The 14,035-nt window shown below is 47.9% G+C and carries 11 protein-coding genes and 2 rRNA genes (1 of these 13 only partly in view); 2 read left to right on the top strand and 11 right to left on the bottom strand.

The genetic code is table 11. The features are described 5' to 3' along the window. Positions 1-75 precede the first annotated feature (75 nt). The 9 genes from SHEWMR4_RS08090 to SHEWMR4_RS08050 all read right to left on the bottom strand — a co-directional run bounded on the left by SHEWMR4_RS08090 (position 76) and on the right by SHEWMR4_RS08050 (position 8,634). Positions 76-591: a GDYXXLXY domain-containing protein gene (locus SHEWMR4_RS08090; protein ID WP_011622315.1), complete on the bottom strand. Its 516-nt coding sequence runs from the start codon at positions 589-591 to the stop codon at positions 76-78. Further along, a complete protein-coding gene (locus SHEWMR4_RS08085; RefSeq protein WP_011622314.1) occupies positions 591-1,715 on the bottom strand; it encodes a DUF4401 domain-containing protein in 1,125 nt (374 codons plus the stop codon). The genes SHEWMR4_RS08090 and SHEWMR4_RS08085 overlap by 1 nt, the downstream gene beginning before the upstream one ends. Then, complete coding sequence (locus SHEWMR4_RS08080; protein WP_011622313.1) at positions 1,708-2,772, bottom strand: DUF2157 domain-containing protein; 1,065 nt, start codon at positions 2,770-2,772, stop codon at positions 1,708-1,710. The genes SHEWMR4_RS08085 and SHEWMR4_RS08080 overlap by 8 nt, the downstream gene beginning before the upstream one ends. Positions 2,773-2,994: 222 nt before the next feature. Continuing rightward, the gene (locus SHEWMR4_RS08075; RefSeq protein ID WP_011622312.1) at positions 2,995-3,381 is read right to left on the bottom strand and encodes a hypothetical protein; all 387 of its coding nucleotides are present in this window, start codon (positions 3,379-3,381) and stop codon (positions 2,995-2,997) included. A gap of 261 nt (positions 3,382-3,642) precedes the next feature. Beyond that, positions 3,643-4,038: a hypothetical protein gene (locus SHEWMR4_RS08070; RefSeq protein ID WP_011622311.1), complete on the bottom strand. Its 396-nt coding sequence runs from the start codon at positions 4,036-4,038 to the stop codon at positions 3,643-3,645. Between the two features lie 34 nt (positions 4,039-4,072). Next, positions 4,073-4,537 (bottom strand): GNAT family N-acetyltransferase, encoded by a 465-nt coding sequence (locus SHEWMR4_RS08065; RefSeq protein WP_011622310.1) that lies wholly within the window; start codon positions 4,535-4,537, stop codon positions 4,073-4,075. An 81-nt stretch (positions 4,538-4,618) separates the two neighbouring features. Further along, a complete protein-coding gene (locus tag SHEWMR4_RS08060) occupies positions 4,619-5,221 on the bottom strand; it encodes a GNAT family N-acetyltransferase (protein WP_011622309.1) in 603 nt (200 codons plus the stop codon). A gap of 416 nt (positions 5,222-5,637) precedes the next feature. Beyond that, entirely contained in the window at positions 5,638-6,261 is a 624-nt protein-coding gene (locus SHEWMR4_RS08055; RefSeq protein ID WP_011622308.1) for a 2OG-Fe(II) oxygenase, read from the bottom strand. Between the two features lie 225 nt (positions 6,262-6,486). Further along, positions 6,487-8,634, bottom strand: a complete 2,148-nt coding sequence (locus SHEWMR4_RS08050) for a M3 family metallopeptidase (protein WP_011622307.1) — start codon at positions 8,632-8,634, stop codon at positions 6,487-6,489. Between the two features lie 691 nt (positions 8,635-9,325). Between SHEWMR4_RS08050 and SHEWMR4_RS08045 the strand changes: the two genes are divergently transcribed. Beyond that, entirely contained in the window at positions 9,326-11,383 is a 2,058-nt protein-coding gene (locus SHEWMR4_RS08045) for a bifunctional 2',3'-cyclic-nucleotide 2'-phosphodiesterase/3'-nucleotidase (protein ID WP_011622306.1), read from the top strand. Positions 11,384-11,609: 226 nt separating this feature from the next. Further along, on the top strand, positions 11,610-12,314 hold the full coding sequence (locus SHEWMR4_RS08040; RefSeq protein WP_011622305.1) for a DUF2057 domain-containing protein: 705 nt from the start codon (positions 11,610-11,612) through the stop codon (positions 12,312-12,314). 233 nt (positions 12,315-12,547) lie between these two features. Here the strand turns inward: SHEWMR4_RS08040 and rrf are convergent. Together rrf and SHEWMR4_RS08030 are read right to left on the bottom strand one after the other, a co-directional pair. After that, positions 12,548-12,663: ribosomal RNA gene (rrf, locus tag SHEWMR4_RS08035) — 5S ribosomal RNA — on the bottom strand. 221 nt (positions 12,664-12,884) lie between these two features. Then, positions 12,885-14,035: ribosomal RNA gene (locus tag SHEWMR4_RS08030) — 23S ribosomal RNA — on the bottom strand; it runs 1,742 nt beyond the window's last position.

The raw sequence follows: 14,035 nt of genomic DNA, 5'->3' as shown, positions 1-14,035 counted from the left end.
CGGATTGGACTAGGAAAAATAGCGAAGATGGCGAGCCTGACTCGCCATCTTGTTAACGATCATCAGGGTTACCCGCTATAACGGCTGCAACTGCTCATCCAGCAGATTCACCAACAACAACTCTCCCCGTTCGCTGACTCTGAATTCTCCATACTTGGCTTGGCTGAAGTGGTCAGCTTGACCCTCTTCGAAGAAGAAACTATTTGAGGCGAGCTTTACTCTATGATTACGCAGACGAAAATCTACCGTGAGTTGCTCAGCCGTTTTGGGTTGATCACGGTAAATACCAACAAAGTGCGCCACTTTTTGCGCGTCGAGCGTCAACAGCAATTGCCCCTGCGCCATCCCTTCAGGCAGTGCGGCGCGTACCTCCTGTGCAATGGCATACTCCAAAGCCATATAATCCCCCTGCATAATCGAGCGAGGATCCACTGGCGCTAAGGCAAAACGTACCACTTGGCCATCTTGTAATAACTGCTCAAACTGAGCGATTCGCCAGTTGATGCTTATCAGCAATGCTGCGGCGGTAAACACCACTAAGACTAAGGCGCGCTTATGGAAGCGGCTAAATGCTAAGGTCGCCTTATCCATTATGCTTGCTCCTTATGCTCAACCTGCACTTGCGTGATCGGAAAAAAGCGCCACATCAGTAACCTTGCGATAATCAGCACTCCGCCTAATCCCATTAAATACAGAGATTTAAGCATCAAGGTCGTCTCGAGGGAATAATAATAGCCCGCCGCAAACACTAGCCCAGAGGCGATTCCCATCCCCTTAAGCCACGCCTCGTGCCCGTAGTGCCCCAACAATATCAGCAGCACAGCCGTTGATAAGCCCTGCATAGGGAAAGACAGTGCAGCAATAAACACTAATCCTAAAAGCGCAAATAATATGGCGGGATGGGTGAATGGGGTCTGCCATTGTTTACAAAGACTCAGGAGTAAAAAGCTGCAAATGGCAAACACGACCAGTAAATGAACTGCGGTTATCCCCGATTGCCAATCCACGGCATACAACTGCGAAAACTCGCTATCCAGACTAAACACATGCATGAGTTGAATGGTGAGCAGATTTGCACTGGTGGCAAAAATCCACATTCTCGCCCTTTGATAGTGGTGCCCAGTGCGGTGAAGATTGAGTAGCATAATGCTCGATAGTAACAGCCACAGCGTCGGCGTTAACGATAAGAGATGCCACTCGGCCAACAGTCCTGTGACGCAGACACTACAGCCAAATGCAAATACCCACTGAGCCACTGCGTGCTTGATAATCCCCCAAAGCAGTAAAAACAGTGCCGCCATGCTCAGATACCAAGCCAGATTGAAGGTATCGCCGAGTAAATCAAACAGCCCCCAAGCTAGAGCAAGCGTGCCGCTTAAACAGGAGGCAAAGGCAAACTGCTGCAAAAAGTGTTGTTGGCGCCCGCCCCAATATAAGGCAAGCCCTAGGCTTAAATAACTGCCACCGATAAAAAGTGCCGTGCCCCCTTCGAATCGCCCCCACAGGCTATCGAAAAGTGACACCATAAAACCTAATAAGAACCAAGCGGCTATCCAGGCCGCACCGGCTTGCATCAGGGCGATATACCAGGGCATGTCTTGGGAATCGGGCAACTCTGGGGTATTCACAGTGCCCTTAGCATATAAACTCAGCCACAGGGATTGCGGCGCAGATATCTCGCTTGTTTGCAGTGACTCATTGGGGTGCTTATTCATGGCTTAGCGCCTCATTCTCACTGGGAGTCTGCGTAGGCGAGATGCCCGCTTTAGCTTGCTGATGCAATCGCCTTAACACAGTGCTTAAGCCTGTGCTCGCTAAAATGATGTAAAGCCCTATCAACAAAAAGCCGCCAATGGGATCGCTATTGCGAAACAGCAGTTCGGTGAATAACGCCGCGCCGACGCTGATCAAACTAAAGCCACCCAATGCCAAGGGATAAACCTGCAATCGTTTGTGCCTGAACCACCAGAATCCAAACAATAGATGGCCAAAATAACCAACCCACACCGCAACCAGCAGCGGCTTAGTGTCGCTCGGCTCAAAAATCATCCAACACACTAGTAAGGTAAAGCACCCCATGGCCGTCAATGAACTCGCATACTCTACAAATGGCGCATACCAACGTCTGCTGGTACTGCTGAGAAACACAAAACCGTAGTAGATAGTCAGATTAAGGACCACAAAGAAACATAACCACAACTGTTCATCCAGCCAGAGCAAAGTCGTATCGGCATACAGCCCAAGGCTTAAATTAACTAGCCCCACCAGCAGTAACCATAGGCCATCAAAGCCTGCCACCCACGCGAAGGGCAAAATCGCAAGCGCCCAAATGGCGAACAGCTGCCAAGGATCGGCGCCAGTTTGATAAGTTTGCCCAACTAGCGCGAGCAGCCCACCCACTAACATGCTCACCACCAGCAGCGCAGCATTGGCAAGGGTTGCTCCGAACAAACAATGAGATGGGTCAACGAGCTGCTTCGCTGCGCTGCGATAATACAGCCAGACAAAGCTGACAAGGCTAATTAATAGCGCCGCTTCAATCAGCGCAAACTTGCTCATTCGCTCGAGCGACTGCCAGTTATAGGCAAAAAAGAAAATCACCCCGCAGGCAAAACTTAACGCCCCCGCCCATTGTAAAAGCTGCGCTAATAAGCTGCGCCAACTGGCGGCGTTGGGTGGCACGGATAACTGTCGATAGAGTTCGTTTGCCTCGGTTGGCGTGATATGTCCCTGTTCCAGCCATTCATAGACGTGCGAGGTAAGATGGCGCAATCTGAAATCTCCCTATTATTACCTGACGTTGGCAGCGCAACTATCACTAAGAGCTATCACTAAGTGCGCGACCAACCTGCCAAGCAAATTGCCAAAGATAGCCCCTATTGTATTGATCAATAGAGCAAATAGATAAGTGAATCTTCAGTCTTATCCATAAATCAACCAAAGGGATATAGGTACTGTCTATTGGCAAGGGAAATCCTAGCTCAACGAACGCGTTTATAACTGCAGTGGACTCAGCACCGCAAGCAAGGCTATCAATAAAAAGACTAAGGATTGCAAACGGAGTCGCAGGCTGGCTTGGGGTGGGGATAACAACGCCACGTAAAACAGCCAAATGGCATACATACCGTAGTTAAGCCCCAAAAACAGCAATAGGCTGTAGCCATACATTTCAGGCAGGAGTTTGAGCGCACACACCAAAAACACGGCGGTAGTGGATACATAGAATACCGATTGGCAATAAAATAGCGCGCCGAACCACTGTTTATCTGGCTCAGATAAAGGCGCACTCATCAGCTTCGGCAGCCGCTTTTGTTTCCCCTCCAGTAAGTGGTAAACGCACACACCTGCGCTCAGGATTGTTGCTATCGCCAAATTGATCATTGGTTATCTCTCGCCCTTATTCGCGGCCATCAGGCCCATGCTCATCTAAGGAGTAAGACCCGCCAAAGCGGCACTCTATTACAAAAGCCGTGCTCTTAATGACAAAAGCTGCGCGCTATTATACATAGCATGTGCCATTACACAGGTATCGGCAGAATCACATTCATAAAGACTAAATCATGCTAAACCACAGTAAATCAATAAATAAACTTCAGATAACACAAAGGAGCCTCAGGCTCCTTTGTTTATCACAGGCAAGGCTTACATGGTGGCCATGGTCCAGTAATCGAGGCGCTTTTGCGGATCGGCTAACAGGTTCTTACACTCTTCTTTGTATTTGCCCATTAGTGCACCTAAGTTACTTGAGCCGCCTAAACTCTGGATCTGACGCGCCTTGGCATCGGCTACGGCTTGGGTCACTTCGGCTTCTGACTGATATTTCTTCGCCAGATTTTCGGCCTCGACTTTAGAGGTTTTTAAGCGCTCTCCCACTGCTTGCATTTGCGGGGCATTCATGGCGCCAATGGCCTCGGAACTGATTTGATAATAAGCAGCACATTCAATGGCTTCTTTACTAAAGGCCTTTTCTGCCTCATCGGCGAATACGCTATGGCTCACAGTTAACATTAAGCCGGCAACGGCAAACGCTTTAAACATCTTGTTGTCCTTTTCATTAGCAATTAAGCATAAACTACTTAAGCAGAGAGTTAATCTCAAGTTCATAAGTTAAAAAATTCTGATCCCGCACAAAACCCAAGGCTTCATACAATCCCTGCGCGCGGACATTCTCCTTTTGGGTCTCCAGCACTAAGGCGCAAGCGCCCAAGGCTCTGGCATATTCAGCCGCCTGTTGCACCAACGCCCTGCCAACACCGACACAACGCGCATGCTGGGTGACAAACACATCGTTTAGGATAAAAATCGGCGCTAAACGCAGTGATGAAAAACTGGGATACAGCTGCACAAAGCCTAATCCCATGCCTTCGGGTGAGCGCGCCATAAACACCACGGACGAGGCATCCTGCAAACGCGCACGAATAAACTGCTCAGCCGCCAGCACATCATCCTTACAGCCGTAAAACTGCCGATATTCATTAAATAACAGGGCAACCTCATGACTATGGGATACGTCAGCGCGAAAAATAATGTTTGCCATCGGCTTTTCCAACCTCAAATCTATTTGCACCTAGATACTCCAAACAAGCGAATACGCTTCGCCGCTTGAAGCCTTAATGCCCTACTCTACCGGTCGCTGTTGTAAGCGAAATGCTAAGTTGTGTTTCACTGTGGCCCATTCGGAATCGATAATGGAATACACCACGGTATCGCGGATCGTGCCATCCTTGAGGATCTTATTGTTGCGTAGCACGCCATCTTGCTTGGCGCCAAGACGGGCAATGGCTTGGCGAGATGCTTGATTATGCCAATGGGTGCGAAACTCGACGGCAATGGCATCGAGGGTTTCGAATGCAAAGGTCAGCAGTAATAACTTGGATTCGGTATTGATCCCCGTGCGCTGGGCGCGTTTGGCGTACCAAGTGTAACCAATCTCCAGATGGCGATGTTCGCTCTCCCAATGGCAGATACGGGTGCAGCCGACAATCTCACCTGAGAGACGGTCGCGCACCGCAAACGGGAAACTCTCGCCGCGTGCTTTCTCATCCAAGGCTTTAGTCACATAGGCTTTCATCTCGCTTGGCTCTGGCACGCTGGTAAACCATAAACGCCACAACTCGCCATCTGTCACTGCTAAACTCAAGGCGGCAACATGGGATAAAGAGAGGGGTTCTAGCACTACATGTTCACCCGTTAAACAACCTAAAAGATCGCGTTCGCCCACAGTATCGCCTCCATAAACTGACTCAAAAGTGTGTCCTTGCGCACATTTTTTACTAGCCTAACATTAATCTAAAATAAAAAAACCTCTATTTTCAATGTGATTTGATAATTTCATTCTAGGTGCTGACGCTAAGATTTCCTTAAGCTTCGCCTTAGAAAATGACATGTTAATGAATCGAATGAGGCTAGTTCTGATGCCGCTCAATAACGCAGGGATCGAAAGAGTTCGGATAGTGATGCCCCCTTTTAGCCTAGCGTCAGCGCAAACTAGCAAAAGAGAGCGACTTAGGCATCGATTGGGCGGATGTCGATAACCCAGCACATTAAGATCAAAAAAGCGCAGTGTTTACTTAAAAACACTGCGCCTTGAAATCATATTAAGCATTTCAGCAGCATCAAGCCTTTACGGCCCAATCATTAAAACCCGTGCACGCTATTACTCACCCTAAACCAACCAGCAATACTGTTGCGCTGGGCTAAGGTTCTACTCACCTCATGGGGGAAGCGCTCGCTTAAGAAAATCACAAAGTGACCCATTTTAGGCGCGATGCGTTCTATCTCATTATCGGCTTCATCGTAAATAATCAGCTCGCCGCAATCTGCTGGCGTCCAATCGGGATTTAAGAAAAACACTGTGGTTAAGATACGGTTTTGACTGCCTTTTAGCGCATCCACATGTTTCTTATAAAAGGCGCCGGGTTGATACACGGCATAATGGCTTTCGTAGTCGAATAACCCCATAAATAAGCGACGATTTAGGCCATCCTTTAACTGCGTCATCAAGTCTAGATAGAGGCTATCTGGCTCACTCTGCTCCTCAAGCCACTGGATCCTATCGCGGCGGATATCGGGATTAAGCTGCTGCTCAGCGCCACGCCCAATCGAGGCCGCTTTGAGCTCATGTATTTCTGTTGCTTGGATTTTTTCCAATAATACTTGGCTAATGGGGTGAGGAATTAACTCGGGTAAAAAAATATAGCCTTTGTCTACCAAGGCGTCAGCGATCACATCCAGCACTGCTTCACTTAATTGCGAAACCATTAATGCTACATCCAATAATAAAAGGCTACGCTTTAGCTGTACTCAAGGGCTCAAAGGAGGGAGAACTGAGCCTGATTTTCGAGGGGCGTCGATACGGGATAAAGAAGCTATCCCACAGTCAAATTTGGCGGGATTTTAGAGTAAAGATTATCGAAAAACAATAGCGTAAAAAAAGGCTTGATAGGTTGCCCTACCAAGCCTTTGGCCCTTTTTACAATGAATCGTTTAATCGACTAAACCACGGCGCTTTAATAAGGCATCGGTCGTGGGTTTTTGACCGGTAAAGTGGATGTAATCCTGCATCAGATCTTCGCTGTTGCCTTTAGACAATACCGCATCACGGAACTTATCGCCGTTTTCGGCTTTTAAACCACCATGTTGGCCCATATAGGCAAAGGCATCGGCGGCAAATACTTCCGTCCACAGATAAGCGTAATAACCTGCAGAATAGCCACCCGAGAAGGCATGGCTAAAATAGCTCGACTTATAACGCGGTGGAATTGGCGCGAAATCGAGGCCGTGTTTGGCTAACACTTGATGCTCAAACTGTTCCACATCTTTGATTTGGGTGTCGGCACCAATCGAGTGCCATTCCATATCCAGTAATGCAGCCGCTAAATACTCAACAGTATCAAAACCTTGACCAAATTTATTCGAAGCTAAGATTTTATCGAGTAAGGCTTTAGGAATAGGCTCACCAGTTTGGTAGTGCTTGGCGTAATTGGCAATGACCGCAGGGTCAATGTTCCAATCTTCGTTAACTTGAGACGGAAACTCCACAAAGTCGCGCGCTGTAGAGGTACCTGCCACACTCGGGTATTTCACCTTGGAGAATAAACCGTGCACCGCATGACCAAATTCATGGAACATAGTGGTCACTTCATCGAAGGTCATCAAGGTTGGACCGTCGGCAGGTTTCGGGATATTCAGTGCGTTATACACCACAGGCTTAGTGCCTAGCAGGCCGCTTTGAGTGACAAACTCATCCATCCAAGCGCCGCCGCCCTTACCTTCACGGGCATAAGGGTCAAGATAGAACAGACCAATAGAGCTGTTGTCTTTATCGAAAACCTCAAAGGCGAGGACATCGCTATTCCATACTGGTAAATCGGTGCGCGGTTTAACGCTGATGCCGTAGAGTTTGTGCATCGCGAAGAACAAACCATCCTTCAGCACAGAGTTAAACTCAAAGTAGGGTTTGATGCTGCTCTCATCGAGGGCGTATTTTTGCTGACGCACTTTCTCGGCGTAATAAGCCCAATCCCAAGGTTGTAATTCAAAATTACCGCCGGCCTTTTTGATTTCAGCTTGGATATCCGCCGCATCGGCCTTAGCGTGAGCCAGCGCTTTAGGCGCCAAGTCATCTAAAATTTCATACACGGCGCTTGGCGTTTTAGCCATTTGGTCGGCCACGGCGTAGGCTGCCCAAGTATCAAAGCCGAGTAAATTGGCTTTCTTAGCGCGCAGCTGCGCCATCTTCACGATTAAAGGACCATTGCTGGCAACAGCGCGGTGAGCCGAGGTTTCCCAGACTTTTTGGCGCAGTTCACGGTTATTTAAACTGGCTAAAATAGGCTGACGAGTCGTGTTCACTAAGGTAATCAGGTAACCCGTTTTACCAGCCGCCTGCGCTGCGGCCGCTAAGGTCGCGATTTCGCTGTCAGATAAACCGTCCAGTTGTGCTTTGTCGGTCACAACAATCACATCGTCTTTAAATGACTTTAAGCTGTTTTGAGAAAACTCAGTCGCTAGGGTCGCTAACTCAGCGTTAAAGTCGCGCATCTTGGCTTTATCGGCATCGGATAATTTGGCCCCAGCACGTACAAACTGCTCGTAATAAAACTCGACCAAGCGCTTATCTTCGGCATTTAACCCTGCACGTTGTTGATATACGGTTTCTACACGGGCAAATAAACTTGGATCTAAGTAGATGTTATCGCGGTGAGCCGACAGCTTAGGCGCTAAGTCCGCCTCGTTTTTTTGAAAATCATCGTCGGAGATTAACCCCGCCAGATTGAAGAAGGTACGTGACACTCGAGTTAACAACTCACCCGAGGTTTCCATGGCTAAAATCGTATTCTCGAAGGTTGGCGCCTGTTTATTGGCAATAATGGCGGCAATTTCAGCCTCATGTTCTTTTATGCCCTGCGCAAACGCGGGGGCATAATCCGAACTCTTGATCAGATTAAACTGCGGAGCTTGATCCTGCAGTGGACTCTTACTCAATAACACATTGGTCGCATCAGCTTGAGTCGATGCAGCAGCTTGCGTCGCGACCGCATTGGCGGCCTCAGTATTGGCTGCCGGTTTTTCTGAGCAAGCGCCCAATAACAATGCCGCGGCCACGGCAGTAGTAATAACAGACTTACGCATAGGAACTCCCTAGAGTGTTACTGCCCTGTCTTTATATTTTTTAAGTGAAAGGTGCGAGTAACGGATTTTGGCTTCTCTTCCAACTGACGCATGCTTTGGGCGCCCGTTTTCGACGCACAACCTTAGCAAGTTAAGCGACCTTCGGCCAAGTTTTCGAAGCCAAGGATCGAGGGGAATTTGTATCTCTTTATGTGTGACGGCCGTCAAACTACGCAATCAAGGGCGTTTTGTCTGCGATTGATCGACGAGCGGCCATAGGCAAGGCGTACAAACAATCAAGGTTTTAAACGATAGAATTTATTTTATAAATAAAAGCTTAGGTGAAAACACCTCATAAAAATCGTCAACATTATCTCAAAGACTCATCGAATATCAGCACAGATGAAACTCAATCAGCTAACAAATATTAATTATTCTTAATAAATAGCTGGCAACATCGAATTAACCAGCCGATGAATAAAAATACCGCAGCCATGGTGCACAAATTAATCAATCAGGCGCCTAGTCACAATTTGAAACAGCTTTTATCCAATTAATGTCACATTCAGATCATCAAATCTCTTTATAATTCCCGTCCGTTAACTGAATGACGCGACGACCTAACAGTTCTTTCGTCATGAATTAACAGGATGATGGGCATGTTCTCAAAAGAACATGTATTAGGGTCAAATAAATATAAATAGAGAAAACGATGTTAAATAAAAAACTACTCGCAGTGATGATCACTGCCGCCTTAGGCGTAAGCGCCTGTGGCTCGGATGATGAGCAAATCGTTCAAGCGGATTTACGTGTATTAGAAACCACGGATCTGCACACAAATATCATGGATTTCAACTACTACAGTGGTAAAGAAGACCCAACTATCGGTCTGGCACGTACAGCAAGCCTAATCCATGCCGCCCGTAAAGAAGCCAAAAACAGTGTACTCGTAGATAACGGCGACCTGCTTCAAGGTAGTCCTATGGGAGACTACATGGCTAAAGTCGGCCTACAAATGGGCGATGTTCACCCAGCCTATAAAGCGATGAATCTATTAGATTACGAAGTAGGTAATATCGGTAACCACGAATTTAACTATGGTTTAGATTTTTTAAATAAATCACTTCATGGTGCAGAATTCCCTTATATTAACGCCAACGTCTATTGTGCCGACGATAATGGCTGCTGGAATGATGTGAAAAAAGGTGAGCATTTATTCACCCCTTATATCATTAAAGAAAAGCAAATCGTCGATAGCGAAGGAAATAACCAAACCATTAAGATTGGTTATATTGGTTTTGTGCCACCACAAATTTTATTGTGGGATAAACAAAATCTGACAGGCAAAGTTACGGTTGAAGATATTGTGGCGACCGCTAAGAAATATGTGCCTGAAATGAAAGCTAAAGGCGCTGATCTGATTATCGCAATCCCACACTCAGGTATTGGTTCGACCGAAAATCCTGGCGATCCTATGGCAGAGAACGCAACCTATGCCTTGACCTATGTCGACGGTATTAATGCCATCCTCTTTGGTCACAGCCACTCTATTTTCCCCGATGCCAAATATGCCGACTTACCTAACACAGACGTGACTAAAGGTCTGTTAAATGGTGTACCAGCCGTCATGCCTGGACGCTGGGGTGACAACTTAGGTGTGGTCGACTTTAAACTCGAACGTAAAGACGGTAAGTGGTCTGTGCTCAGTGCCACCACTAAGGCACGTCCTATCTATGATGGCGCAACCAAAACACCATTAGTCGAAGCCGACGCCGCCATCCATGATGCTGTCGCCGCCGAGCACCAAGGGACCCTCGCCTTCGTGGACGAACCGATTGGGGTTGCTGCCGCCGACATGTATAGCTTCTTGACCTTAGTGCAGGACGATCCAACCGTTCAAATCGTTTCTGACGCGCAAATTGCCAACGTTAAAGCCAAACTCCCCGAGGCATTAAAAGATCTACCAGTTTTATCGGCCTCTGCGCCATTCAAAGCCGGTGGTCGCCACGGAACAACCAGCGATGCAGACCAATATGTACAAGTCGATAAAGGCGCATTGACCTTTAAAAACGCCGCCGATCTTTACCTCTACCCCAACACTATGGTGGCGGTTAAAGCGACGGGGGCTGAACTGAAAGATTGGCTGGAGTGCTCGGCTAACCAATTCAATCAAATCGATCCAACCAAGACTACGCCGCAGGAGTTAATCAACTGGGATGGTCACCCAACCTATAACTTCGACGTGCTCGATGGCTTGACCTACAAGATTGATGTCACTCAACCAAGCAAGTTCGACCGCGACTGCGCCGTCGTTAATGCCAATGCTAACCGTATCGTCGATTTAAGCTACACAGATGCCAACGGTAAAGTCTTCACTGGCGAAGAGTTTGCGGCCAAAGAATTTATCGTGGCCTCAAATAACTACCGCGCCTTTGGTGGCAAGTTTGCCGGTACAGGCAGTGATCATGTGGTACTCGAACTGCCAGATACTAACCGTGAAGCCTTAGCTGCCTACATCACAGCGCAATCTAAGTTCAACGAAACCACAGGCAAGTATGAAGGCATGGTCAACCCAAGTGCTGACTACAACTGGGATTTCAAAACCATCAGCACCAATGTTGCGTTAGATATTCGCTTCCAGACCCAAGATAGCGATAAAGCCGCTACCTTTATCGAAGCCAATAAACAACGCGAAATGACCAAGATTAGTAAAGATGAACTCGGTTTTGCCGTGTACCGCATCAACCTAAGCCAAGATAAAGCGAAGTAATTGGCGTTATTACACTTAGGTTAAGCCAATATCAGGCTAAACTCAGTCTCGTACTTAGACAAGAAAGGGCTCCCTGTGAGCCTTTTCTTTATTCTAGATCCCAACCAAATATCGATGAATGTATAGTGCTTTGGGTGTCCTTTGTGCTCATAGGCTTAGCTCTCCACTTTGTGTTAACGGCTAACTCACTTATCATTAGTGCGTGATATCAACCAAGAGAAAGCCTATGAAATCCCCCTCTATCCTGTGCGCATCCGCCATACTGCTTGCCAGCCTGCAACCCGTTAGTGCCGAAGTTCTCCTGCAGCTACCAAGTGATGTCGAGCTGTTAACCGTGAATGGACAAAAGCCATTAAGCACCTCGCCAGTCACGTTGAGTGATGGATTGAACCAAATCGCGTTTCGCTATAATGCCCAGTACCGCAAACAGGCTAATTCGATGCGCTACCAATCGGACGTACTGATCATCCGCTTTAACGAAACCGACCAAGCATTACAGCTCAAACTGCCCAATATCGACTCGGCTAAAGCCGCAAAGCAGTTCGATGAGTCACCGTCACTCACGCTGTTAGATAAGCACAATCAAGCGATTAGCTTTAACCAAGACAGATTAGTGAAAAACGGGCTTCAGATAGGCCGAAACTTCGAGCAGGAAATCTTTCAATATAATCAAGGCCAGCATCCCGCCTCGATAAGGCTTGCTGCGCCTCAAGTATCTGCAGCAGCGAGTGCACCAACGCTGCCTACTGCCACGTCTGCACCATCAACAGCCATAGCCACCAGTGCTGCCGCATCAACAGCTGCAATAACACAAGGCGAAGCGCCAGACTCGCCGACTCAAGCCGAAATCAGCCATATGCTGGATTATTGGTATCACCTCGCCGATGACGCCACCAAAGCAAAATTCAAGGCGAAAATTAACGGGCAATAAGCGTATTCGTTAGTTTTTTGCAGTAACAAGTGAGCAAGACACGCTACCCCATACAGAATAGAGCAGCCTAGGTTGCTCTTTTTATTGGCCTGATATTATTTGTCTAAATGGTTAGGGGAAAACCAAGCTGAACCGTGAATGAAGTGAGAATATAAAGAGTTAACAGGTGGAAATTGAAAACGCGAAAAACAAAAAAGCCAGCTTATTCAGCTGGCTTTATCGTTTAATTAGGCGCTTGGCGATGACCTACTCTCACATGGGGAGACCCCACACTACCATCGGCGCGATTGCGTTTCACTTCTGAGTTCGGGATGGGATCAGGTGGGACCACAATGCTATTGTCACCAAGCAAATTCTTACTGGTTAATTCTACGTCTGACGGCATTGTTTCCTCACTCCAGTGCTCATGTACTACCGTACACTCCGCCCTTCGCTCGTCACGGCTTTGTCTGCCGTACCATTACCTGCGTAATTAACCTTTATTTGTTAATTTAGAAAGCTGTATTGAGTGCCACTTCTTAAGTGTTTGTATTCGTCTAAGTACTACTTAGCAAAACCCATCTGGGTTGTATGGTTAAGCCTCTCGAGTCATTAGTATCAGTTAGCTCAACGCCTCACAACGCTTACACACCTGACCTATCAACGTCCTAGTCTCGAACGGCTCTTTAGTGGACTTAAAGTCCAAGGGATGACTCATCTTGGGGCTCGCTTCCCGCTTAGATGCTTTCAGCGGTTATCGATTCCGAACATAGCTACCGGGCAATGCCATTGGCATGACAACCCGAACACCAGCGGTTCGTTCACTCCGGTCCTCTCGTACTAGGAGCAACTCCCCTCAATCATCCAACGCCCACGGCAGATAGGGACCGAACTGTCTCACGACGTTCTGAACCCAGCTCGCGTACCACTTTAAATGGCGAACAGCCATACCCTTGGGACCGACTTCAGCCCCAGGATGTGATGAGCCGACATCGAGGTGCCAAACACCGCCGTCGATATGAACTCTTGGGCGGTATCAGCCTGTTATCCCCGGAGTACCTTTTATCCGTTGAGCGATGGCCCTTCCATTCAGAACCACCGGATCACTATGACCTACTTTCGTACCTGCTCGACGTGTCTGTCTCGCAGTTAAGCTGGCTTATGCCATTGCACTAACCGTACGATGTCCGACCGTACTTAGCCAACCTTCGTGCTCCTCCGTTACTCTTTGGGAGGAGACCGCCCCAGTCAAACTACCCACCAGGCACTGTCCTTAACCCCGATTAGGGGCCCAAGTTAGAACATCAACACTACAAGGGTGGTATTTCAAGGACGACTCCATCAGAACTAGCGTTCCAACTTCAAAGTCTCCCACCTATCCTACACATGTAGGGTCAATGTTCAGTGCCAAGCTATAGTAAAGGTTCACGGGGTCTTTCCGTCTAGCCGCGGGTATACGGCATCTTCACCGCAATTTCAACTTCACTGAGTCTCGGCTGGAGACAGCGTGGCCATCATTACGCCATTCGTGCAGGTCGGAACTTACCCGACAAGGAATTTCGCTACCTTAGGACCGTTATAGTTACGGCCGCCGTTTACCGGGGCTTCGATCATGAGCTTCTCTTGCGATAACCCAATCAATTAACCTTCCGGCACCGGGCAGGCGTCACACCGTATACGTCATCTTGCGATTTTGCACAGTGCTGTGTTTTTGATAAACAGTTGCAGCCACCTGGTATCTG

It is taken from the genome of Shewanella sp. MR-4 (genome assembly GCF_000014685.1).
Classification (GTDB): Bacteria; Pseudomonadota; Gammaproteobacteria; order Enterobacterales; family Shewanellaceae; genus Shewanella.
Note: the sequence above shows the minus strand (reverse complement) of the source record. Positions and strands in the feature narration are given on the sequence as shown.